The organism is Halocatena marina (assembly GCF_023276375.1).
GTDB lineage: Archaea > Halobacteriota > Halobacteria > Halobacteriales > Haloarculaceae > Halocatena > Halocatena marina.
On record NZ_JALLPK010000001.1, the window covers coordinates 3,642,597 to 3,664,771 of the forward strand.

Below are 22,175 nucleotides of genomic sequence, written 5' to 3' on the forward strand. Positions count from 1 at the left end.
GAACACTTACTACAGATCAATCTCTGATTGTTCGTCAGAACATTCTGTCCCGCTGGTAGTTCACATCAGAAGACTAATACATCGCTGACGATATATTCATTATATAGTGAATATGGGAAATGGTGCTACAGAAGAGACACAGCAAACAGAGGGAAGTGTGATCATCTGTGGTGCTGGAATTGCGGGTCTCACACTGGCGTGGTGGATGGATCGAATAGGGTGGGACGTTCTCGTTCTCGAAATCGCGTCTGGACTGCGCGATGAGGGTTACATGATCGACTTCCTCAGCTCCGGTTATGATGTGGCAGAACGAATGGATCTCATACATCGGCTGGAGGAGGTTCAGCAGCCAGTTTCAGAAGTTGTAAACGTGAACGAGAACGGCGAGCGAGTGTCAGAGATGGATTATGAGTTGTTCCGACAGCTGCAAAATGGGCGTCTGTTGGCACTGATGCGAGGTGATCTCGAGCGAGAACTACACGCTGCTCTCTCTGATGATGTCGAGATTCGCTACGGGCTCACGGTCGATGAGGTGCAACAGGATGAGCAAGCGGTGGACGTGACACTCTCCGATGGAACCCGTGAGAGCGTCGAGTTGCTCGTCGGAGCCGATGGCATTCATTCCCGTGTGCGCGAACTGGTGTTCGGTGATGAGAGCCAGTACCTCCGATATTTGAAGTATCACACTGGCGCATTCATCTTCGAAGACGAGTCTATTCGACGGAAACTCGATGGACAGTTTCAGAACTTGACCGTTCCCAACCGCACTATTGGGTGTTATCCCCTACAAGACGGCACGCTGGCTACGTTTTTCGTCCATCGAACACCGAATGCAGAACGACCGCCGTCGCCGTATGAGACACTGAAACAGCGATACGGAGATCTCGATTGGATCGTTCCCGAGCTACTCGAACACTGTACAGACGTTGATAGCATCTACTACGATCAGGTCGCACAAATTGAGCTCCCTCGTTGGAGCAAGGGCCGTGTGACGCTTGTGGGGGATGCCTGTCAGGCCGTTTCCCTGTTAGCGGGACAGGGTGCGTCTTTGGCGATGGGTGGTGCCTACGTACTGGCCCAAAAACTTCGTGACGATGGACCGATCGAGGAACGTCTCAATCGATACGAATCGCACATGAAGCCAGAGATTCAGGAAAAGCAAGCCGCTGGCCGACGAGCAGCGAAATGGCTCTTTCCCCCGAGTCAGTGGCATATTACGGTCCGTGATACCGCTCTCAAAGTGGCTCGATACCCCGGCGGATCTCACCTCCTCAAACCAGTCCTTAAGATGGGAACCGAGAGCGTTGTCAACGGGATCTGAGTTGCCCTCGGGGTGTGACCGTCATCGATCGTCGGGCCACGCGACGCTTAGACCGAGCATGAGCGCCGCGATCCACGTCCCAATAGCAGTGACAATGTAGTAGAGTGACCCGCTCGTTCGTGCGTGTAACGTACTGTTGATCGTTCCAATCACGACAAATGAGAGAAACACCGTGATACCAAACCGCCAGACTGTCTCTGTTCGGATATTCGGAAACGTATAATCGACATAGCAAGCGACACACACTGCAACGAGGCTTCCCAGTTGCATCGTCGATCCAAATGGTTCGTTAATCAGAGAAACATCGAGGATAGTCCCGAGTCCAGCATGTATTGCAAGCCCGAACGCACACCAGAGTGAAACTAATCGAGCAGTGTTCGAAAAACCATTCCTGATGTTCTCAAACGCGCTTTCGTCACTCATCGGTCAGGGCAAAGAGTGTTCCATCGAGCATCACGTACAACGTATCGCCAACGACGATCGGCGAGTTCTGAATGCTTGCTGCTTCGGATTTTCTCACGAGAAATCGCTCTGCTCCGGTTGCTGTGTCGAACGCAACGACGCCGTGTTTGAGACCAACGTAGAGCGTCTCTTCAGTGAGCGCTGGTGCGCTTCCTGTGGTGATCGCTTCTTGTTTCCTGCTCCACCGGATATCTCCAGTGCTCGCGTCGAGGGCGAGTACACGGTTCGTCTCGCCAACTGCGAGGTAGACTGTTGTTCCATCTGAAACTGGTTTGAGTTCCGCTCCAGCTGTCGCCAGTGAGTGCGTCCAGAGTGTCGATCCGTCGGTGAGATCCAGCGCGTACAACGGTCCTGTCCCGTAATACACCGTCTCGTTCGTGACGCACGGCCCAATCCGATACGCGTCGTTGCGCTTTATTTCTCGTGTCCATTCTACGGACCCTGATGCTGCGTCAACAGCACCGAAGACGCCGTCGTAGCCAATCGAGCCAACCAGCTGTCCCTGTGCGTACGCTTTCGGGTGCAGCCTTGTCTCTGCTTTCCAGCGTTCGAGTCCCGAGCTGGCGTCGACGGCAGCGAGTACGTCGCCATACGAGATATACACTGTATTACCCACACGAAGCATCTCGTCGAGACTGGTGGTTTCGTACTCCCACTGCGCATTCCCGTTGGCTGGATTGACCGCGTAGAGATCGTTCGCTCCGACGAACAGCTGGCCGTTACCAAGGACTGGAGACACTCCGGTCGACAGTTGTTCGCCACCCCACGGAAGCGTTCCGAGTCGGGTAAGCTGCCACTGTCTCTCTCCCTCTATCGCGTCGACTGCGGTGAGCGAATGGTGTGACGTGACGTAAATCTGTTCGCCTGAGCTGATGAGCTTTCGCCGCGTTAATTGCTCCTCGCCGAGTTCGGTTTGCCATGCGACCGCTGGCTCTCGTGTCGGGCCAGTTTCACTCCCAGCGTATCCGGTTCGTGCTGGATCGTGTTGTTCCATCGGCCACGCATCTCGTTCGACCGTCACAGCATGAGGGTGACTTTTGAACCAGCGTTGCGGAAGAACGCTGCTTCCGATTGCGAGGCCGATGCCGACCGCAAAAGTCTGGCGACGGGTAAGCGGGGACCGATCTTGAAGCACAAGTGGTAGTTCTCGTCACACTATATCATTTCACTGATTCGTGACTAGATTAATTTAGGGCGGGTTGTTTGCGATGAAGACGAGGAATACGTCCAGCGTGAGCGATCTATACTGATGTCACCGATCGATATCGCTCACCGCCGGGAAGTGGTGCGAGTCTGGTCACGTTCGACCGTCCTGAGATGGTCGATGCGCTCGTCGGTTGCTGGATGGGTTGCCAGTGCAGAGCGGAGGTATCGCTCGTACAGCCGGTGATGGACCCGTCGAATCCGGAGTCGAGGACCCCAGAGGATCGGTCGGCGTCCCTCGTAGGTGAGTTTCGGTCCCCGTTCCTCGTTCGAATCGGGAACGATCGATAACGAGGCAAGCGCAGCCTCACGAGCGTCCCGGTCGGGCGCTGAGGGAACGTCATCGTCGAGCGTCTTGAGGGCGCTCGCTAGCGCTGCAGAATCGCCGAGCAACGCGCTTGCGCCGCGGTCGGCGGCGATTTCTCGTGAACGAGACAGCGAGGCGACCAGTAGGCGGCCGACTCCCCAGAAGGCGTAGGAGCAGATCGCAACCACCAGCAGGGCGAAATGTCCCATACTACGGAGCGTCCGTCCGAGGTTCCGAGCACTCGCTAGTGGGAGTTCGACGAGCGTCATCACGGTCGCATCGCGGTTCTTGATGTGTGCGACCTCGTGGGCGACGACGGCATCCAGTTCGTCGGCGTCAAGCGCGTCGAGCAACCCTGTTGAGACGACGAGTTTCGTGTCGTCGACCGAGATGCCGGTCGTCATCGCCAGCGGGCGCTCACGGTCAGTAATATACACAGACGGGGTCGGAATATCGGCGATCTGTGCGATCCGTGTGACCGTTGCGTGGAGGTCAGGGTACGCCGCTGGACCAACGGGAAAAGCGTCGAACGTCTCGGCGGCGTCCTTTCGCAATGCTCGCCAAAGAATGATGATGCCTACAATGAGCGTCATCACGCCACCGAGAGCGAGCCGGTGTTCGAAGGGCAATTGAAGACCGAATAGTCCACTAAACCATTCGACCCCCCACGCTAAGAAGACGGTGATGCTGGTGGCGAACGCAGTTGTGAGCGCTGCCAGCGCGAGCAGTGTTAGTGCCATCCGTCGTTGGAGGTGTCTGTCAAGAGACCAATCCATGCGTCTATTTCGTGACAACACAGTATAAATCTTCTCGTCGTCATCGTGTGCAGAGATGTCGGAACCAGACGGCTATGAGAGCACGCAGGCTCTTCGAAACAGAATACACCAAATAAGTGAGTACAATCTACGAACTGCGGCCGTTGAACCACCATAACGAAGCTCCATTGATGGTTCGTTCATCGATACTCGTCATTTTCATCAAAATTCTGTTCTCGATGTTTACTTGTCTATTGGGAACAATCTGGTCGGTGTGTTGAGGAACCATCAGATTTATACCTAGTGTCATCCACATTCTGCGTGAAACGTTCTATGGCCGACCGGCATGCGTGTCGTCCGGTGTTTGATCCGCTCGCGCCTCCCGCCGCGAAACGAGCCCGATAGCTGCAGCACTCGGGATCGTTTCGCTACGTTCTGTAGTTGAAATTCACTGACAGAACAAACACGCATATGCCAATCTTCGCTGAGATGCCGGTGTCCCACCGGGATTCTCTCGACCACGTATCGACTTTCACAGCACAGATATATCGCTTGCGGTCACACCGACCGCTTGGAGGGGAGCCGAGAATCACGGGTGATGGCCGATGACCACCAGCACGGCCGATGAGCCGTCGTTGTGGCGAAATCAAAACTTCTGGCGATTCTTCGCTGGGCAGTTCGTGACGAACGCCGGCGACAGCCTCTACACCGTCGCTATTCTGTGGCTCGTCTTTGAGCTCAGCGGTTCAACTATCCTCTCTGGGATTGCGAATGCGCTGTTGTTGCTCCCGTGGCTCTTGCAGATACTCGCCGGGCCGATCGTAGATCGACTGCCACTCAGACCCATCCTCGTCGGATCACAAGCTCTGCAGGGAATCGTCGTGCTCGTGCTCCCGCTCGCCGCCGTGACAGGCAGGCTGAGCGTCGGTGTGCTGCTCGCGGTCGCCTCGGTGCTAACGCTGACAACGGTGCTGATGGCACCGATGCAGGCGACGCTCGTCCCACGAATTGTCGCCGACGCGCGGCTGTCGCGGGCCAACTCTGCGCTCTCGACTGTCACGCTCGGACTGGACATGGTGTTCGACGCCCTCGGCGGCGTGTTTATCGCTGTCTTCGGCGCAACGACGCTGTTCCTGTTCGATTCAATCACGTTTGCCGTCGCGGGTCTACTGTTCGCCGGAATCACAGTGCCGGTGTCCTCCACGGACGGAGAGCCTGAAGCCACTAACGAGTCGGTGTTCGGATCGTACGTCGCCGACCTGCAGGCGGGGGTTGACGTACTCCGTGGGAGCGTGTTCGTCGATCTGGTGCTTATGACGGCCGTTTTCAACCTCGCTACCGGAGTAACGCTTGCAATCCTACCAGCGTTCGGTGATGCGCGCGGTGGACCCGCTGTCTATGGGTTGTTGCTCGGCGCGCTCGGTATCGGCCGACTCGTCGGATCACTCGTCGCACCCTTCTTCGAGCGTGTTGCGTACGGCCGGCTGAAGCTTGTCGGTGAATCACTGGCCGCCTGCTGCTGGTTTGCCGCGGCGCACGCACCGTCACCCTCGCTCACCGTCGTCCTGTTCGGACTCGCGTGGGTTCCTGCAGGCATCAGCGGTGTACTTACGGCGACGCTGAATCAGACCATGTTTCCGAGCGATCTCCTCGGACGTGTGTCTTCTATCAAGGGAACCGCCTCCGGAGCTACGCTGCCGCTCGGCTCACTCGTCGGCGGCCTCGTTGCCGAGGTGCTGGGCACGACGACCACGATGGGGCTGGCCGCGGCTGGGTTCGGGTTCACGGGACTGTACTTTCTTGTTCATCCGCAACTCCGGCGTCTCCCACCGGTCGCTGACGCCTCTCCTGAGACATTCGACGTGACAGTATCATCTTCTCACGATCAGGGGTAGGATGACGTACCTGTCCATATTTTTGTAGAGAGTGGGAGAGCTGCGTGATACGGTGTGTTGCCCTCTGTTTACCGATGGCAACTGGACCCATCATGACTCACTGAAAGACACACAATCGCTGTCTTCCGCAACTCTCGACATTTCACAAGTGTGATAGAATAGTAGATCTGATGCACGGATCAGTAGACGGATTTCCTTTCCAGATCCCGACTCTCTTGTGACACGAGACTGTGGAGAAGTCCGAAAGCAAGGCGGCGGCTCCCCCGACTGATCAATAGCATTGAATTGTTGACTTGTTTGTTAAATATCTTATCAGAAGTGGATTAGAGATGCACGTCTGTTCAAATATGCCTGAATGGGTGGAATTTATCTATTAGTGACTTGTGCTTCTATCTTACAGTTTAGTCGTACTCATGAAGGACGCCCTAAAACTACTCTGTACAGGAGATTTCCACCTCGGCCGCCACCCGAGTCGAATTCCGGACAGTTTGGATGGTCCCAAACTGTCTCCCACATCCGTTTGGTTGTCGATTGTCCAGAACGCCATCGACAGTGATGTCGATGCTGTCGTGATCGCTGGCGATGTCGTAGATCAGGAAAATCGGTACTTCGAGGCGTATGGAGCGTTTGAGGACGGGATTTCCCGACTCCACGAAGAGGAAATTCCAGTCGTCGTGGTAGCTGGGAATCACGACGCTGATGTTCTCCCAGAGATGATCGACAATCTCGACTTTGGTACCCTCCAGTTTCTCGGGAGGGACGGTGAGTGGGAACGCTGGACTCTCGAACGGGACGGCGAGCCGCTTGCGCATTTCGATGGGTGGTCGTTCCCGTCCGAACACGTCTACGAGTCACCGCTCGACGAGTACGATCTCCCAAAGGTTGATGGCGTACCTCACATTGGCGTACTTCACGCTGACCTCAACTCGCGTAAAAGTCAGTACGCGCCAGTCCAGTCTCGTGCACTCCGCGACACGTCGGCAGATGCCTGGTTACTCGGTCATATTCACAGTCCGGCGATCCAAATCGACTCACAGCCGCTGGCCCTCTACTCAGGATCACCACAACCTCTCGATCCAGGAGAACAGCAGACCCACGGCCCGTGGACAATCACAATTTCTCAGGCAGGGAAAGTGCGTGCTGAGCAGGTTCCTTTAGCCTCAGTTCGCTATGATCACATTTCAGTCGACGTGTCCGGTGCGGGCGACGCAGAAGAAGTGGCTTCCATACTTTCGGAGGAGATTACAGAGCGCGTTCGCTCCGAACTCGATACCAGCGCCTTGGAGGTCAGCCTCATCAGAGTTCGTCTCACAGGCCGGACGGATGCACACTCGGCGCTTGTTGATCAGCATCGATCGATGGAGCGTGAACTCAAGTTCAACGAGGATTCAGTTTCGATCCGGGTCGAATCGATCGAGGTCGACACCCGTCCAGCAATTGACCTCGAAGCCCTCTCAGAAGGAGACAACGCGGTCGCATATCTCGCTGGTCTCTTGTTAGAAATCGAGAACGGTGATCCTCACGAGAACTATCCGGACCTGATTGACGGTTCGTTGGCTGCGATGCATAAGGCTCACAATGCGAACGCATACACACCTCTCCGACGCGAAACCGAACTCGATGAGCCAGACGAAGCTGACGCAATCGAATGTCTCGAACAGCAGGCACGAGTGCTGCTTGACACCTTGCTCAGACAGAAGGAGGGTACTGCATGACTCGAGATCCGATCTGCTTCGAGGAGATTCATGTCACTCATGCTCCTGGCTTCGAGACCGGTGGCTTCGTTGTCGACAACCTGTGTTCTGGAATTAATGTTGTTCATGGACCGAACGCGGCAGGAAAAACCACGCTCGCCGAGGCTGTCGAATGGCTATGCTGGCCGGAGGCAGCCGACGAACGTGCCTCTCTCGTTGGGAGGTTCTCGATGAACAGTGATACGTGGCGGGTTGAGGTTGAGAATGGGCGCTCGACCTACCAGCGTGATGGTCAGGAGACAAATGGTCCGCGTCTTCCCCCGTCCGACCAATGCGATCGCTACCGTCTCTCGCTCTACGATCTACTTCAGCGGGACAACACCAACGAATCGTTTGCAGAGATCATTGAACGGGAATCGGCGGGTGGCTACGATCTCTCGACAGCACACGACACCCTCAGTTATTCGGACTCTCCGAGTAGAGCCAATAGGAACGTCGTTCAGGACGCAAAGGGAGCGATTCAGGAGTTGCATGAAGCGCGAAACGAGGTTGCTCAGCTTCACAAAGAGCAAGACAAACTCTCTCGGCTGCGTACTGAACTGGAAGCCGCGCGTCAAGCCCAAGAGCAGACAGAACTGCTAAAGCAGGCAATAGATCACGCGCAGGTTAGAAATGAGCTTAAACAGGCCGAATCGAGGCTCGACGAGTTTCCCGAGGCAGTAGAACGGGTCGACGGAGACGAGATCGACCACGTTCGTACTCTCGAAGACCAGATCGACGAGTGGACTACAAAGAAGACTGAGGCTGAGGAAACGAAATCGGATGCTCAGGAACGGCTTGCTGCGTCTGATCTTCCTGAGCAGGGTCTTCCGACCGGCCGTATTGACCATCTGAAGCGACTTCGTGATGATCTTGCATCCGCGGAGGACCGAAAGCGAGATCTCAAAGAGGATCTGGTAGACGCGAAACGACAGCGAGAAACTGCCCGAGAAGATATCCCCTTAGAGGTTGACAATAAAGATCTCGTCGACTTTGAACCAGTCACCTGGAAAACCATCTCGAAGTTCGCACGAGAGGCTGAGGAACTTCAGGCTGAACGGAACGAGAGGAACGCCATACAGCAACTACTCGCGGATGGAACGCACTCTGGTCCCGATCTATCGACCCTCCTGCGGGCGAGCCAATCGTTGGAAGACTGGCTGGCTACATCCGTCACCACCGATTCGAACGGCGGTTCCAAGGCAGTCCGAATCGCGGTGTTTTCGTCGGCTTCACTCGCGGCAGCGGGCATCGTGTTAGGGTTGTTGGTCCATCCGCTTCTGTTCTCTATTCTGCTTGTCGCTGTTGGTATCTTATGGTACGGTCTTCGTGATCGATCTCAGCTCTCGGACGGGAGCGACTCCCGAGAGCTACACCGTGAGTCGTTTCAAAAAACCGGCTTGAGACCGCCAGAGGGATGGAGTGATGACGAGGTCCGTACCCGTCTAATTAACCTTTACGACGAAATAGCGAAGCGTCAGCTTTCCGAACGGCGTACTGAGTGGCGCAATAGCCTTGCCACGGATGCTGAAACACTCGAACAGAAAGAACAAGCGCTAGCGCAAACTCGCACCAAGCTTCAGGAACAGTTGGGAGCAGCTCCAGACGCTTCTGATGTCGAACTCGTCGTGCTCTCTAAGCGAGTGCTTGACTGGCAGGATACCAATGACGAGGTTGAGGGCATTCTGGAGCGTATCGAGACCGTCAACGGGCAGATCGAGATGGCGCACGCGGAACTCCGAGTGAAACTCGAGCCCTACAGTTACGACGATATTGAGAGCTCTGGTAAGGCGACCGAGACGATCCGTCAGCTCGAAACCCGCGAGCAGCAACACGAAACTGCACAGAGAGACTTAGATCAGGCGACTCAGACGGTTCGAGAAGCGACCGGGAAAATAGACGATCTGGTCGACGAGCGCGACGAAATCTATGCAGATCTCGGTCTCGAGACTGATGATCACGACACGCTAGAGACACTCTGTGATCGAGTCGATGCATACAACTCGGTAAAATCGGACGTACGAAACGCCGAAATTCGGACGAAGACGGAGTTCGAGAAACTCAAAAGCTATCCGGAATTCGAACCGGAGCTTAAGACACGAGAGATTACTGATCTTCGAGGTGATCTTCGTGAGGCTGAACAATCGGCCGGAGAGTACGACGAACTACAGTCTCAAATAGCCAATATTAAAGCAGAAATCGGGCAAGCAAAGTCAGACAATCAAGTGGAAACCGCACTCACAAAGCGGAATCGGACGCTTGATGCGTTACAAGATCAACGTGCGGACGACTGTTCTGCGATGGTCGGCGATGCACTGGTCGATCACGTTCAAGAGGCAACGATGGAAACCAATCGTCCGGAGGTCTTCGAGCGTGCCCGAAACATCTTGACGACAATCACGAAGGGCCGATATCGGTTGGACTTCGACGAGAATGAAGCCACGTTCCGTGCATTCGACAAAAGCGAACAAACGGGGCTCGCGCTTGATGAACTTTCGAGTGGGACCCGTGTACAGGTCTTGTTGGCTGTTCGGATTGCATTCGTTGAACAACAAGAACAGGGAGCTCAGATTCCACTCCTCCTCGATGAGACACTTGCCAACACAGACGATCGCAGGGCGGAGATGATCATCGAATCAGTGATTGCTCTCGCGCAAAATGGGCGTCAGATCTTCTACTTCACCGCACAGGGCCACGAAGTCGCAAAATGGCTCGACGCTCTGACGGACACAAACGACCTCAATCACCAGATCATCGACCTTGTGACTGCCAGTAATATCGATAACGCTGTGCAGATCCCTGATCTGAAATCCACCGAGTCGTTCACTGCAGCGCCTCCCAGCCCAGACGGTCACGACCACGCTTCGTTTGGGGAAGCACTTGATGTGGAGTCGTTCGATCTTCACCGTGGCGTCGGCACAGCACACCTGTGGTACGTCGTTGATGACGTTGAGGCGCTCTATCAACTCTTAGACTCTGGAATCAAACGGTGGGGACAACTGGACAACCTGCTCAAGCGGGGTAACGGAAATCTTCTCTGGGACTCTGATCAGTTGGTGACCGCTCGAGAGAACGCGGCAGCGTTGAATGAGTTCGTCGCCGCTTGGAGGATCGGCCGCGGCAAGCCCGTAGACCGGGAGGTTCTCAACTCATCTGGCGCCGTGAGCGAAACTTTCATCGACGAAGTCTCCGAACTTGCAAAGGAACTGGAAAGAGATGGCAGTCAGATCGTCGAAGCCTTGCACGGCGGCGAAGTGAACTTATTCCGGAGCGGAAAAGCAGACGATCTAAAGATCTATCTCGAAGAAAACGAGTATATTGTACCACAAGACACGCTGGATCTGGTGCAGATTCGTGCCCGGGTTGTCGAGCGATTCATTGATGAAGGTGTCCCCCGCGAAGAGGCCAAAGACAGGACCGACGAACTGCTATTACGACTAAGCGAGAACTGACTCTCTCTTACTGACCTCTGCGACAATCACGGTACTCAGACGCCGATATCGATGGGGATTCGTGTGTCTCACAGACCAAGTCTGTATAGCGAAATGGAGTTCATCATAAGAGACACCAGAGAATTATATACTGAGAGACAGTAGATCTATTATGGTCGAAGGAACGTTAACTGTTAATCCAGGTCAACCGGTAGTATTCACGTTTACTGTCACAAACACCACAGATCAGCCGGTTTCGCTTCGGTTTCAGGACGCCTGCAAGGCCGACTTCGTGGCACGCGTGGAGGATACAGAGCGCTGGCGATGGAGTGTGGGACAGATGTTCGCACAAATCCTTGAGGAAGTTTCCCTCGCGCCGAACGAGCAAACGACGTTCGAAGCAGCGTGGGACGATCCAGATCCTGGTTCGTACACCGCGCACGCGGAGCTTATGGCGAACAATACCACTTGCGAAGCTGAAACAACGTTCTCCGTCGAATAATACGATCAGCAAGCGACCATACGGTACACGAATCGGCTCTTTTGAATCTTGCCAATGGAGAATACTATCCTATCCGATCTCAATCGAGCAGGTCGATGATCTCTCGGGCGACTTGCCGGACGGATTCGTCGCTCGATAACTCATTTTCCCAGCCGAGATCGAGGAGCTTGTCGATCGGGAGCAAAACGGTCGAGACGTCACCGGTCCACCCACGCTCACCACCAGTGTACTCGTAGTCGGGATCGAGTCCCATCTCCTCGCTTACGATTTCGGCAACACGATCGACCGACGTTGTCGACTGTGTTGCGAGGTTGTAGATGTTGACGGGTTCATCAGCATGCTCGACGATATGACACATCGCGTCGACGCACTCCTCAACGTGCATGTAGGACTTTTCCTGTTTCCCGTTTCCGAGGATTGTGAGTGTTTCAGGATTCGCATCGAGTTTTTCGACGAAATCGGGAACGACGCCTGCTCCGAATCGTGGCCCGACGATGTTCGCAAATCGGAACGTCCAGACGGTGAAGTCGTGGGTGTGTCCATACACTGAAAGCAGCGATTCGTCGGCGAGTTTGGTCGCACCGTAGATACTGATCGGTTCGAGTGGGCCGTACGTCTCTGGGGTTGGCTCTCCTGCCTCACCGTAGACTGTACACGACGACGTGAACGCGATGTTCGAGACGCCGACTTCGTCCATCCGTTCGAGAATGTTGTACGTCATCTCTCCGTTGGCTTCGAACTGCGCTCGGGGTTCGTCGGTGTCGACGTACTTATCGGCCGCTGCGAGATGGAACACGCCATCGACATCTTCTGTTATAACATCGGCGACGAGGGACCGATCGGTGAGGTCTCCCTCGACGAACGTCACACCGTCGGGAACCGATTTACGGATACCGTTCGAAAGATCGTCAACGACGAGCACGTCGTTGTCGACAGCGAGTCGGTTGGACAGTACTGATCCGATGAGTCCTGCTCCACCAGTGACAACGAGGCGTTTCCCGGTGAGTTCCATAGCGAGAGTGGTGCGGGTTTCCGTAAGTGTATTCCGATCACCGAGCGGTCACACGTCCACATCAACGGGTCGAAACCCCCTAATCACGCCCGCTGCTAGGCGTGCTATGAGAGAACACGAAATAATCGTCCTCCGACTCGGACATCGACCCGGACGGGATAACCGGATGACAACCCACGTTGGACTCACCGCGCGCGCACTCGGAGCCGACCGCGTGGTTTTGACTAATGGTGCTTCTGGCTCCCGCGATACCATCGATGACATTACCGAACGCTTTGGAGGTCCATTCACTGTTGACCTGACTGAGGAACCGAACCGGCTCCTCCAGACGTTCGAGGGTACGATTGTTCATCTGACAATGTACGGACTTCCAGTACAAACAGTCGAAGAAGAGATCCGAACAGTGACGCAGAACGAACCGCTGCTCGTGGTCGTTGGAGCCGAAAAGGTCCCATTCGATGTCTACGCGTGCGCTGACTTCAACGTCGCAGTCACGAATCAACCCCATTCCGAAGTCGCAGGACTTGCTGTCTTTCTCGATCGGCTGTTCGACGGCAGTGAGCTCGAACGCGAGTGGACTGGCGCTGATCGGCGAGTCGTGCCGAAAGAGACTGGCAAAAAGGTCGTCCCGACCGATCCCGCTGGCGAGGAATAACAATCAAAACCGCGTATCAGCTGGACTGAGAGCAGATAAACCAATAACGAATATACGAAAGCGGTACTTCCAAAGGATAGATCGTTGCTCTCAATGCAAGGGTTCGTGGTCGATCGATTGACCCGACGTTGAGACTGTGCGGTAGATTTCAAGAGTAACCACACATTAGCGATCGCACTCCCCAATTTCCGGAGGATCGGTCCTTGTTCGATTGTAGCAACACGACCAATTTCAGGAAGCCCAGAGGGTCGGTCGGTATGAAATTACGCCTGCAATTCGACGATTTCGATACGATGTTCGAAGGGATCACGGAACGAAAACCGTTCTCGGCCTGGAATCGGCGTTTCATCCGTGATCTCGACACCATTTTCTTCGAGATGCGCTCGTGTCGCATCGAGGTTGCTGACTTCGAATGCGGGATGACGTTTTGACCGTCTTGAATCGTTCTTTTCGATACCGAGATGGAGTTCGATACTGTTCGCTCGGAACCACAGTCCACCGTTGGAGCGGAGTGCTTCTGGCTTGGAAATCTCCTCAAAACCGAGTAGCGTTTCATAAAACTCGCGTGCCTCCGGTTCAGTCCCCACTGGAATGCACAACTGCACGTGGTCGATCTGTTTCCAGTCAATCATTGTTCGCAGTCCTACTACTGGATGGGTATAGTTTTTAACCCGCTACAATTCTCGAATCTATTCGAGAAATCACCATGGATCCGAACGTGCTCTCACTCCTCGATGAGCTTCGAATTCTCGGACAGAACGGGCTTCGGTACGCCGACAATCACTATGACGAACAGCGGTACAGACGACTTTTGGAACTCGTTGCGGAGTACTACGGTGAGACGCTCGCGCTGCCTCCCGAGGAGGTACACGAACAGCTCGCGGCGGAAATCGGTCACGTTACACCAAAAGTGGGAGTCGGAGCTGCTCTCTTCGATGACGACGGAAAGATATTACTCATGAAACGACCCGATCGGGGCGAATGGAATGTGCCCGGTGGCTTCGTTGATCCCGGAGAGGGCCCCCAGCAGGCTGTTCGTCGTGAAACACGGGAAGAGACCGGACTCGCTGTCCGAATCAATGAATTGGTTGGTGTATATCACCTACCAGCGACCGAACAGTACGTCAACGAAGTCGTTGGCATTGCCTATCTGTGTGAACGCACTGGCGGCGAACTTCAGGGATCTGTAGAGAGTACTGCGCTCCAGTATTGGCATATCGAGAATGTTCCCGAGTGGCATCGAGACGCCCACGCTCTCGCAGCCAATGCACACGACGTATGGCACAGGAAACACGCAACGTCTCCGTGACAATCTTTTTCTAACCGGTCAAATCTTGTCCGGCAATCCCCTCCCATTCACTCAATTTTGTTATCACATCCAAAATCATTTGGCACATATCGATACAGAAGCTCTGGTGCTTGTACTTTCACAAAAATAAGAATAGTAAAGTGAATCATCATTTAACATGTATTTTTATACAGGTGTAGATTCATCTGTGCGGTGGGATGTATCGTGATAAGTGATACCGAACTACAGAACATGTACGAGTGGATGGTAACGGCTCGTCACTACGAAGAACGCCTTCAGGAGGAGTATTTGGAGGGAAAGCAGCCAGCGTTCGACATCTCGGCCGGACCGATCCCGGGTGAACTCCATTTGGCTGCCGGTCAAGAGGCCGCCGCCGCTGGGGTGTGTGCTCATCTCCGCGATAGCGACACCGTTACTGCACCTCATCGCCCACACCACGTCGCCATCGCCAAGGGCGTCGATCTCAAGCGGATGACTGCCGAGATCTTCGGTCGCCGTACCGGACTGTCGAAGGGGAAAGGCGGTCACATGCATTTGTTCGATCCGGCGGTGAACTTTGCAGCAAGTGGTATCATCGCCGAGGGCTGTCCGCCGGCTGTCGGCGCCGCGCTCGCATCGAAAAAACGCGGCGAGGACAGCGTTGCTGTCGCCTATCTCGGCGATGGCGCAATCAGTCAAGGAGGGTTTCTGGAATCGCTCAATCTTGCGAGCGTCCACGAGTTACCAGTACTCTTCGTGATCGAAGACAACGACTGGGCGATCAGCATGCCCAAAGAGCGGGTTTCAGATGTCAAAAACGGTGCCCAGCGCGCCGATGGCTTTGGTCTTCCGGGGGTCCGTGTCGACCACGACGACGCGTGTGCAGTCTACGAAGCCGCAGCGAAAGCAGTCGGGCGTGCACGTGACGGTAACGGCCCAACCCTCCTCGAAGTGCAGGTCCACCGCCGGATGGGTCATTTCATGGGGGACGCCGAAGCCTACCGACCCGACGCCGACACGGAGCGGGCGAAACAGCGCGATTCGATCGAACGGATGGAAAGAACCCTCCAAAACGCGGGTATCGACGCGATCGACGAGATTCGAGAGCGCAGTCATGCACGGGTCGAGGAAGCGATCGAGTGGGCGAAAGAGCAGCCAGAACCCGAACCAGAGGAGGCCTACGAGGACGTTTTCACGAATCCACCTCCAGGATGGCATCCAGATCCCGAGCCGACCCCAGCCGAATCAGCAGGAGGTGATGACTAATGTCGGATTCGGAGACGGCTCCAGAGCGCGAACTCACGATGAGTCGGGCGATCGTTGACGCCATTGCGTCCGAAATGCGTGCAAACGACGACGTGTTCGTGATGGGCGAGGATGTTGCCGACTATGGCGGCATCTTCGACAGCACTGAAGGCTTGCTTGAGGAGTTCGGGCGAGAGAAAATCATGGACGTACCGATCAGCGAGACTGGGTTCATTGGTGCTGCTGTCGGAGCTGCACAAGTCGGAATGCGTCCCATCGCGGAGCTGATGTTTGCCGATTTCTTCGGTGTCGGGATGGATCAGATCTACAATCAGATGGCGAAGAACACCTACATGAGCGGCAGCGGGGTACGTGTGCCGATGGTGCTCATGACAGCTGTTGGTGGCACCTACAACGACGCCGCCCAGCATTCCCAGACGTTGTACGGTACGTTCGCACATCTGCCGGGGATGAAGGTGGTCGTGCCGAGCACCGCAGCCGATGCGAAGGGATTGATGCACGCGGCGATACGGGACGATGACCCTGTGGTGTATATGTTCCACAAGCGGCTGATGGGTATCGGGTGGATGCCAGCGCCTGATGGACCAAAGACACCGGTCTCCGATGAGGACTACACGATCGAGTTCGGCAACGCGGACATCAAGCGTCGTGGCGACGACGTGACCGTGGTTACACTGGGTCTCCACGTCCATCGCGCGCTGGAGGCGGCCAACGATTTGGACGGCGAGATCGACACCGAAGTCATCGATCTCCGGACACTGGTCCCGCTCGATACGGAGACGGTGCTCGAATCCGTCCGAAAGACTGGTCGGCTCGTGGTCGTTGATGAAGACTATCACTCCTTTGGCGTCTCTGGCGAAATTGTCGCCCGTGCTGCAGAGGGTGGACTTGATGACCTTTCAGCTGTTCGTCGGGTAACGATGCCGGATACACCCATTCCATACGCGCGACCACTCGAACAGGAAGTCAATCCCGGAGCAGACGACATCGCAGACGCGATCCGAGGCGTTACCGAATGATTCCCCCCAAATGAGCGGAGATACTATCCCAGTTGATTCGGAGGCAGTATGGCCCGCTGATGCCGAAGACGTCGAGGAAGCAGTCGTGTCGAACTGGTTCGTCCGTGAGGGCGCAGCAGTAACCCAAGGAGATGCAATCGCCGAGATTCAGATCGAGAAGGTGAGTATCGATGTGCCTGCACCGACAACAGGCACACTCACTGACATCGTGATCAGTGAACACGACGAATTTCGACGAGGTAGCGTGCTGGCGCGAATTACTCCGGACTGACTGAGCCACGCTATTCGACGCGGAGTTTCACAACAAGTTCGGACCCGCCCGCCAGCGCTTCGATGAGATCGCGGTCCAGTTCAGCAGCGGCGGTGTCTGCACCAACCATCACAGTGCGATCATCCACGTACTCACTCGTTCGAACGACCATCCCTCGGTCGTTTTCGAACGTGAGATCGGGATGTCCACGACCCGTAACGGTCTGCTCGTATTCGTCGGTAGCGAGATGGGCGGTGATCGTCGAATCGTGATCGCGGCACGCATTAACGAATGTGTCCGCGAAGTCACTCGGGACGCGATCAGCTTCGATCGCAACGATACAGTCACCAGCGGGAGTGAGCCAATCGTCACTCGTCACTTCCAGCGTGCTCGTGTGCTGGCAGCTCACATGTTCGTGACCACGCGCGCGGATCGTCTCTGTGTATGTACTCATTGAGTACCACGCTCGTACCGTCGCCGGTCAGATAGTCCTGACTAGTTCGTTCTTACCTCAGACAGAGGGCCAGTTTTAGGTTCTGATTTATGCAGATAATGCAGACCTACCACTACGATCAATCGAATGGTTTATATACTATCCGAAAATCGTGTTAATCGTTGACGAGGCTTGTACCCTGCGTGTACGGGGCTCTCATCGATTTCGGTTGGAGAAAGGTTTAAGTAATTCCTATCAGTATGTGTTACTACCAGAACGCCTCCAGCGTCTCGAGGGTATCGTTCGGCGACCAGCATGAACAAACGAACTACTTATCCGAAGGTTGCCACACGTCGTCAGCCCTTGCTATCGCCGGAGGCGGTAATGGATAGCGATCAAACCAACCATGGCACAGTCAATCGATAAATCGAAGAACGTAGATCTTACAGACGAGGACCTCGAAAACAAATCCAAAGGAGAGTTGATCAAGCGCGCAGGTCAACTCCGTGATCGACGCAACGAACTCAATCAGAAAGCGTCCGAGCGAGCCTCGAAGCGAGACGAGTTGAACGCGAAGACGCGAGAGAAAGTCGATGAAGCCCAGCATCACCGCGAGCAGCGAGATGAGCTGAACTCGCAGGTGCAAGAGCACAAACAACAGCGCAACGAGCTGAACGCGGAAGCAAACGAGCTCTTTTCGAAGGTCGATAAGACCAAATCAGAACTCGATCTCGACAACGGTGAGAGTTTAGACCAGCTCGAAGAAGAGATCGAACAGCTCGAATTCCGTCAGCAGACCGAGGTGCTCTCGTCCGAAGACGAGCGTGAACTCATCGATAAGATTGAGTCGAAACGCGATCAGTATCAGGACCGCAAGGAGAAATTGGAGCAGGGCGGTGACATCGAGGAACTCCGCGAAGAAGCCCAAGAGATCCGTTCTGAGGCGAGTACGCATCACCAGAAGGTCACTGAACTCGCCGATGAGGCCCAAGAACACCACAATCAGATGATCGCGGCCTACCGGGAGGCCGACGACATCCGTGATGAGGCCGATGCAGCTCACGAGCGATTCGTCGAGGCGCAAGAGTCAGCCGATCGTCACCACGAGGACTTCGTCCGCGTCCAAAAGCGACTCCGCGAGCTCGATAAGGAAGAAGAGCAGGAACGGCGCGACGAGCGCGCACAGAAACGCGAGGAAGCACGCGCCGAAGCCGAGGACATCTATCAAAAGTTCAAGGAAGGCGAAACTCTCGACACCGAAGACCTGATGAAACTTCAGAAATCGGGTCTCCTATAAAAAAGCGAAAAAAGCGAGTTTTCGGTCAGTACGCTGGCGCGTAGCGACATCACTGATAGTTCTATTCATACGTTGGAAGCCGCAGCGAGCGCATGCTCCCTTCGATGAACGGGAGATCGACGATTGATCCATCACACGCCTCGCCGTCAACTCTGACCGTCACAGAGGTCGTATCGACAGCGAAGTCGACGTACGCAAGAGCAATCGGAGTTTCTTTCAACGGGCTGATTGCGGCGCGTGTTATCGAACCGATGCTGGCATCACCATCAAAGACGGCTGCGCCGGCGGACGGAACCGTATCGAGCGTGATCCCAACGAGTCGCTGCGAGGGGCGACCCCGGTTTTCGACACGGGAGACGACTTCTTGTCCGACGTAGCATCCTTTCTCGAAATCAAGCGCGTTACGTATCCCCGCGACGTTCGGGATTTTTCCGCGTAGTTCGCTCTCGAACAGCGGCGTGCCGGCCTCAAGCGTGAGCGTATTCCACACCGTATCCCCGAAGGGGACAGCGTTCATGCCGTGGTTGATGAGCGCATCGAACACCTCGTGTGCCTCGGCAGCCGTACAGATGATCTCGTAGCTCTCCTCACCGGTGAGCGCGTCGCCAGCGATGGCGGTGACACCGGCATCGCCGATCGATCCCCGGACAAACGAAAGCGGCGGTTCGGGCGCACTGGCCCCAGTCAGCACAGAGGCAACCTTTTCGGTCGCTTTCGCTCCGTGGACTCCAAAGACAGCGAACTCATCGGTGACGACGCGAATCTCGACATCATCGATGAAGATCTTCTCTCGCCACTCTTCAGCAATGGGCTCGGCGCAAGCGGGCGGGAACAACAGAAGCAGCCGTTCAGCAGCGTTGTACACGTAGAGGTCGGTCTCGATGTTCCCTTGTGGGCCGAGAAAGAGAGCATAACAGCCATGTCCATCTTCACGCGGTACGTTGTTCGAGACGACGTTATCAACGTAGCTCACGCGATCAGAGCCGGTGACTTCGACAATCCCGTACCCGAGCTCGATGGCACCAACGACGTTCCGAACGGCCTGATGAGTACGCTCAGGTCGACCGTAGTCCGCAACGACCCGATTGCCGCTACGTTCGGTGAACGTGGCCCCATGGTCCGCGTGGATCTCTTCGATAACAGTCATTAGCGAGGATTCGTCGTGGACGAAAATGAACGGTCCGATCGAAGGAGTCGTATCTTAAAACGGGAGATGGTCGCGGATTCGTTCTAAAATCGACTTCGTGTACTCCACTTCTTGTTCGTCGGGAAGTACACAGTCAGCAGGTGTAATAACAAGCTGACTGCCGGATCGCTCGGTGTTGATGAGACCTTCGTCCTTCAGTGACGAAAGCACCGATTCGAGAGCATCAATCTCGACATCGACACGGGTACGGAGTTCGAATATGGTCATACCCTCGCCGGAGCGCTCGACGAGAGCATCGAGAACCGCGACCTCCGTTTCCTCGCGGTTCCGAAACTCCCGCTTCGTTCGCATACATCTATGTATTACTCGCCTGCTATTAACCTGTCCCCTTTGAGGGGAGCATTTATGAATGGAGGGTGATAAATGTACTCAATGGGGTTCAAGTGTTCGATTCTCGGCCATCGGTTCGAGGAGCCCGGAATCGTCCATGAGCGTGAACAACGCGGCGACGAAGTCATTACCACCAAACGAAAGGTCAGAATCTGTACACTCTGTGGGAAACAGCGTGTGCTCGCAGAGAGCAAAGAGATAACAAAACAGATGGATAATGGTGCTGATGATACGACGGACGATAGCAACACCACTCCTGCAACCACGTACGACACTGACTCCGCGCGCGGTGAGAATGAGTCATCTCCCGCTCACGCGACATCCGAGTCAGCATCAACGAATACAGAGACAGAAACGGGAGCAGGAACTGGGTTCAAAGCTGTTGATAGGGTACGCGACGAGACCGATTTTGCCGACGATCATGGATCGAAGATGGTTGATTTGCAAGGATCAGACGACGACGGGGTTATTCTGTCGGAAGAGGACGACAGAGGACGAGAGTACGGGGAATGGCCCGACGAAGCGGGCGGGGCGGGAGTCGACACGTCGTGGGACCCGGATACGAGAGAGACGCCGTCTCAGTCGGGCAACGGTGGATCCTCTTCTGTTGTTGGCGCTTCGTCTGCCCTCTCTGTCGACGCCGCAAACGATGCAGTAATAATGGATGAATCGGATGAACCAGACGAAACTTCGACCGAGAAAAAATCAATATCGTGTCGAAACTGCGAATTCTCCGTTATCGCGTCCGATTCACCGTTTCGATCAGGAGATATTTGCCCTCGGTGTCACGAATCGTACCTCTCTGATAAGGGGTAAAATGTTGCGTAAGCCGACGATTGAACGGAACGCCTAAATCCGCGCTCGTCAACGTCAATTCATGCGCGAGTACAAGATGCGCCGGGGAGAGCATCTCGAAGATCGCATTCCGAACATGCAAGAAACCGTCGAGGAGTATTTCGGCCCAATTACGGGCACGGAAGCGTACAAGGGAAGTGATCTGTACGTCATCGACGAGCCATCGAACCCCGTGTTCGAACGCATCGTCGCCGGGACGCTCAGCTACAACAGCAAAAAGGACAAGCTCGTCGTCGAGTTTGAGGAGCGACCTGCCGAAGAACTCATCGAAGCAGGAGATCTTGACGCCGCCGAGGCGGCTGTCAACGCAAAAAACGATTTCCTGTTAGAAGCGACTGGCCGAGACGCAAAGAGTCGCCGCGACTCGATGAAGCGATCCGTCGAGGACAGCGACGAACCAGACATCTCGTAATCGGCGAGTAACACTACTTACTGCTACTATCAAGAGTACGGACGACCAGCTATCAAAGCAGGTCTGTCCCGATTTAATTGATTCACCTACTCGGTGATTACTTGAGTGAATGGATCAGTACCCGAGCTTCTTCCGACTGATACCCACACCACTCGGAGTAATGATGAGCTGATCGTCGTCCTTCTGGACGATGTCACCACCAACCTCGTTTACAACTTGCTTTAGTTCGTCTGTGATGTGTTCCATCGTTCGATCGGTTGTGGAGTGACGAGTGATGTCGGCAATGACGATATCACCGTCGTAGATGGCGTCTTTGATGATAATAACGTCCTGCTTGCTGCCGAGCTGGGCGACGTGAACGCTCGTTCCTGATTCGGGAACGTCCGTCTCGAAATCGTCGATATCGAGTTCGACGTAATCATCAGCAGTGTGTTGGTTTCGACTCCCTCCTTCGCTCAACAGCCTGTCCATGAAACCCATAGGACGTGAAGCGACCGGTGAGTGTATAGTTCTTGCGTCGGACGGAGGAGAACGTTCGATAC

Annotated in this window: 22 protein-coding genes; 13 read left to right on the forward strand and 9 right to left on the reverse strand. The window is 55.1% G+C overall.

The window, feature by feature from the left end:
- The first annotated feature begins 112 nt into the window (after positions 1-112).
- Positions 113-1,321, forward strand: coding sequence for an FAD-dependent monooxygenase (locus MW898_RS17290; RefSeq protein WP_248909139.1), 1,209 nt, complete (start codon positions 113-115; stop codon positions 1,319-1,321).
- A gap of 21 nt (positions 1,322-1,342) precedes the next feature.
- On the opposite strand, the gene MW898_RS17295 is transcribed toward MW898_RS17290, so the two are convergent.
- The 3 genes from MW898_RS17295 to MW898_RS17305 all read right to left on the reverse strand — a co-directional run bounded on the left by MW898_RS17295 (position 1,343) and on the right by MW898_RS17305 (position 4,069).
- A complete protein-coding gene (locus tag MW898_RS17295; protein WP_248909141.1) occupies positions 1,343-1,744 on the reverse strand; it encodes a hypothetical protein in 402 nt (133 codons plus the stop codon).
- Positions 1,737-2,918, reverse strand: coding sequence for an outer membrane protein assembly factor BamB family protein (locus MW898_RS17300; RefSeq protein WP_248909142.1), 1,182 nt, complete (start codon positions 2,916-2,918; stop codon positions 1,737-1,739). The genes MW898_RS17295 and MW898_RS17300 overlap by 8 nt, the downstream gene beginning before the upstream one ends.
- 134 nt (positions 2,919-3,052) lie before the next feature.
- Positions 3,053-4,069 carry a M48 family metallopeptidase gene (locus MW898_RS17305; RefSeq protein WP_248909143.1) on the reverse strand — a complete coding sequence of 339 codons (1,017 nt, stop codon included), beginning with the start codon at positions 4,067-4,069 and terminating at the stop codon, positions 3,053-3,055.
- Between the two features lie 584 nt (positions 4,070-4,653).
- Here MW898_RS17305 and MW898_RS17310 point away from each other — a divergent pair.
- The 4 genes from MW898_RS17310 to MW898_RS17325 all read left to right on the forward strand — a co-directional run bounded on the left by MW898_RS17310 (position 4,654) and on the right by MW898_RS17325 (position 11,609).
- A complete protein-coding gene (locus tag MW898_RS17310; RefSeq protein WP_248909145.1) occupies positions 4,654-5,943 on the forward strand; it encodes an MFS transporter in 1,290 nt (429 codons plus the stop codon).
- Positions 5,944-6,356: 413 nt separating this feature from the next.
- On the forward strand, positions 6,357-7,658 hold the full coding sequence (locus tag MW898_RS17315; protein ID WP_248909148.1) for a metallophosphoesterase family protein: 1,302 nt from the start codon (positions 6,357-6,359) through the stop codon (positions 7,656-7,658).
- Positions 7,655-11,128, forward strand: a complete 3,474-nt coding sequence (locus MW898_RS17320) for an ATP-binding protein (protein WP_248909150.1) — start codon at positions 7,655-7,657, stop codon at positions 11,126-11,128. Before MW898_RS17315 ends, MW898_RS17320 begins: the two co-directional genes overlap by 4 nt.
- Positions 11,129-11,279: 151 nt before the next feature.
- Positions 11,280-11,609: a BsuPI-related putative proteinase inhibitor gene (locus MW898_RS17325; RefSeq protein WP_248909152.1), complete on the forward strand. Its 330-nt coding sequence runs from the start codon at positions 11,280-11,282 to the stop codon at positions 11,607-11,609.
- Between the two features lie 79 nt (positions 11,610-11,688).
- Here the strand turns inward: MW898_RS17325 and MW898_RS17330 are convergent, their stop codons facing one another.
- The gene (locus MW898_RS17330; protein WP_248909153.1) at positions 11,689-12,621 is read right to left on the reverse strand and encodes an NAD-dependent epimerase/dehydratase family protein; all 933 of its coding nucleotides are present in this window, start codon (positions 12,619-12,621) and stop codon (positions 11,689-11,691) included.
- 106 nt (positions 12,622-12,727) lie between these two features.
- Between MW898_RS17330 and MW898_RS17335 the strand changes: the two genes are divergently transcribed.
- Entirely contained in the window at positions 12,728-13,276 is a 549-nt protein-coding gene (locus tag MW898_RS17335; protein ID WP_248909154.1) for a tRNA (cytidine(56)-2'-O)-methyltransferase, read from the forward strand.
- A 263-nt stretch (positions 13,277-13,539) separates the two neighbouring features.
- Here MW898_RS17335 and MW898_RS17340 read toward each other — a convergent pair whose 3' ends face one another.
- Positions 13,540-13,908, reverse strand: a complete 369-nt coding sequence (locus tag MW898_RS17340; RefSeq protein WP_248909157.1) for a VOC family protein — start codon at positions 13,906-13,908, stop codon at positions 13,540-13,542.
- Positions 13,909-13,982: 74 nt separating this feature from the next.
- Between MW898_RS17340 and MW898_RS17345 the strand changes: the two genes are divergently transcribed.
- The 4 genes from MW898_RS17345 to MW898_RS17360 all read left to right on the forward strand — a co-directional run bounded on the left by MW898_RS17345 (position 13,983) and on the right by MW898_RS17360 (position 17,120).
- A complete protein-coding gene (locus tag MW898_RS17345) occupies positions 13,983-14,585 on the forward strand; it encodes an NUDIX hydrolase N-terminal domain-containing protein (protein WP_248909160.1) in 603 nt (200 codons plus the stop codon).
- Positions 14,586-14,816: 231 nt separating this feature from the next.
- A complete protein-coding gene (locus MW898_RS17350; protein WP_368409153.1) occupies positions 14,817-15,830 on the forward strand; it encodes a thiamine pyrophosphate-dependent dehydrogenase E1 component subunit alpha in 1,014 nt (337 codons plus the stop codon).
- On the forward strand, positions 15,830-16,849 hold the full coding sequence (locus MW898_RS17355) for an alpha-ketoacid dehydrogenase subunit beta (RefSeq protein WP_248909164.1): 1,020 nt from the start codon (positions 15,830-15,832) through the stop codon (positions 16,847-16,849). The genes MW898_RS17350 and MW898_RS17355 overlap by 1 nt, the downstream gene beginning before the upstream one ends.
- Before the next feature lie 10 nt (positions 16,850-16,859).
- Positions 16,860-17,120 carry a lipoyl domain-containing protein gene (locus MW898_RS17360; protein ID WP_248909167.1) on the forward strand — a complete coding sequence of 87 codons (261 nt, stop codon included), beginning with the start codon at positions 16,860-16,862 and terminating at the stop codon, positions 17,118-17,120.
- 10 nt (positions 17,121-17,130) lie between these two features.
- Here MW898_RS17360 and MW898_RS17365 read toward each other — a convergent pair whose 3' ends face one another.
- Entirely contained in the window at positions 17,131-17,553 is a 423-nt protein-coding gene (locus MW898_RS17365) for a DUF371 domain-containing protein (protein WP_248909169.1), read from the reverse strand.
- 385 nt (positions 17,554-17,938) lie between these two features.
- Between MW898_RS17365 and MW898_RS17370 the strand changes: the two genes are divergently transcribed.
- Positions 17,939-18,829, forward strand: coding sequence for a coiled-coil protein (locus MW898_RS17370; protein ID WP_248909171.1), 891 nt, complete (start codon positions 17,939-17,941; stop codon positions 18,827-18,829).
- A gap of 61 nt (positions 18,830-18,890) precedes the next feature.
- On the opposite strand, the gene ygfZ is transcribed toward MW898_RS17370, so the two are convergent.
- Both ygfZ and MW898_RS17380 read right to left on the reverse strand, forming a co-directional pair.
- Positions 18,891-19,976, reverse strand: coding sequence for a CAF17-like 4Fe-4S cluster assembly/insertion protein YgfZ (ygfZ, locus tag MW898_RS17375; RefSeq protein WP_248909174.1), 1,086 nt, complete (start codon positions 19,974-19,976; stop codon positions 18,891-18,893).
- 54 nt (positions 19,977-20,030) lie between these two features.
- Positions 20,031-20,327 (reverse strand): DUF6432 family protein, encoded by a 297-nt coding sequence (locus tag MW898_RS17380; protein WP_248909176.1) that lies wholly within the window; start codon positions 20,325-20,327, stop codon positions 20,031-20,033.
- Between the two features lie 81 nt (positions 20,328-20,408).
- Here MW898_RS17380 and MW898_RS17385 point away from each other — a divergent pair, with 81 nt between their 5' ends.
- Together MW898_RS17385 and MW898_RS17390 are read left to right on the forward strand one after the other, a co-directional pair.
- Positions 20,409-21,182 (forward strand): DUF7093 family protein, encoded by a 774-nt coding sequence (locus tag MW898_RS17385; protein WP_248909178.1) that lies wholly within the window; start codon positions 20,409-20,411, stop codon positions 21,180-21,182.
- 61 nt (positions 21,183-21,243) lie between these two features.
- A complete protein-coding gene (locus MW898_RS17390) occupies positions 21,244-21,633 on the forward strand; it encodes a DUF5611 family protein (protein ID WP_248909180.1) in 390 nt (129 codons plus the stop codon).
- Positions 21,634-21,747: 114 nt separating this feature from the next.
- On the opposite strand, the gene MW898_RS17395 is transcribed toward MW898_RS17390, so the two are convergent.
- Positions 21,748-22,113 (reverse strand): cell division protein SepF, encoded by a 366-nt coding sequence (locus tag MW898_RS17395; RefSeq protein ID WP_248909182.1) that lies wholly within the window; start codon positions 22,111-22,113, stop codon positions 21,748-21,750.
- Positions 22,114-22,175 lie beyond the last annotated feature (62 nt).

Coding starts and splice junctions, on each gene's coding strand:
- MW898_RS17390 (WP_248909180.1), top strand. CDS start 21,244: ATGCGCGAGTACAAGATGCGCCGGGGAGAGCATCTCGAAGATCGCATT.
- MW898_RS17295 (WP_248909141.1), bottom strand. CDS start 1,744: ATGAGTGACGAAAGCGCGTTTGAGAACATCAGGAATGGTTTTTCGAAC.
- MW898_RS17385 (WP_248909178.1), top strand. CDS start 20,409: ATGGGGTTCAAGTGTTCGATTCTCGGCCATCGGTTCGAGGAGCCCGGA.
- MW898_RS17395 (WP_248909182.1), bottom strand. CDS start 22,113: ATGGGTTTCATGGACAGGCTGTTGAGCGAAGGAGGGAGTCGAAACCAA.
- MW898_RS17365 (WP_248909169.1), bottom strand. CDS start 17,553: ATGAGTACATACACAGAGACGATCCGCGCGCGTGGTCACGAACATGTG.
- MW898_RS17360 (WP_248909167.1), top strand. CDS start 16,860: ATGAGCGGAGATACTATCCCAGTTGATTCGGAGGCAGTATGGCCCGCT.
- MW898_RS17310 (WP_248909145.1), top strand. CDS start 4,654: ATGACCACCAGCACGGCCGATGAGCCGTCGTTGTGGCGAAATCAAAAC.
- MW898_RS17320 (WP_248909150.1), top strand. CDS start 7,655: ATGACTCGAGATCCGATCTGCTTCGAGGAGATTCATGTCACTCATGCT.
- MW898_RS17340 (WP_248909157.1), bottom strand. CDS start 13,908: ATGATTGACTGGAAACAGATCGACCACGTGCAGTTGTGCATTCCAGTG.
- MW898_RS17345 (WP_248909160.1), top strand. CDS start 13,983: ATGGATCCGAACGTGCTCTCACTCCTCGATGAGCTTCGAATTCTCGGA.
- ygfZ (WP_248909174.1), bottom strand. CDS start 19,976: ATGACTGTTATCGAAGAGATCCACGCGGACCATGGGGCCACGTTCACC.
- MW898_RS17355 (WP_248909164.1), top strand. CDS start 15,830: ATGTCGGATTCGGAGACGGCTCCAGAGCGCGAACTCACGATGAGTCGG.
- MW898_RS17290 (WP_248909139.1), top strand. CDS start 113: ATGGGAAATGGTGCTACAGAAGAGACACAGCAAACAGAGGGAAGTGTG.
- MW898_RS17315 (WP_248909148.1), top strand. CDS start 6,357: ATGAAGGACGCCCTAAAACTACTCTGTACAGGAGATTTCCACCTCGGC.
- MW898_RS17305 (WP_248909143.1), bottom strand. CDS start 4,069: ATGGATTGGTCTCTTGACAGACACCTCCAACGACGGATGGCACTAACA.
- MW898_RS17350 (WP_368409153.1), top strand. CDS start 14,817: ATGTACGAGTGGATGGTAACGGCTCGTCACTACGAAGAACGCCTTCAG.
- MW898_RS17335 (WP_248909154.1), top strand. CDS start 12,728: ATGAGAGAACACGAAATAATCGTCCTCCGACTCGGACATCGACCCGGA.
- MW898_RS17370 (WP_248909171.1), top strand. CDS start 17,939: ATGGCACAGTCAATCGATAAATCGAAGAACGTAGATCTTACAGACGAG.
- MW898_RS17330 (WP_248909153.1), bottom strand. CDS start 12,621: ATGGAACTCACCGGGAAACGCCTCGTTGTCACTGGTGGAGCAGGACTC.
- MW898_RS17380 (WP_248909176.1), bottom strand. CDS start 20,327: ATGCGAACGAAGCGGGAGTTTCGGAACCGCGAGGAAACGGAGGTCGCG.
- MW898_RS17325 (WP_248909152.1), top strand. CDS start 11,280: ATGGTCGAAGGAACGTTAACTGTTAATCCAGGTCAACCGGTAGTATTC.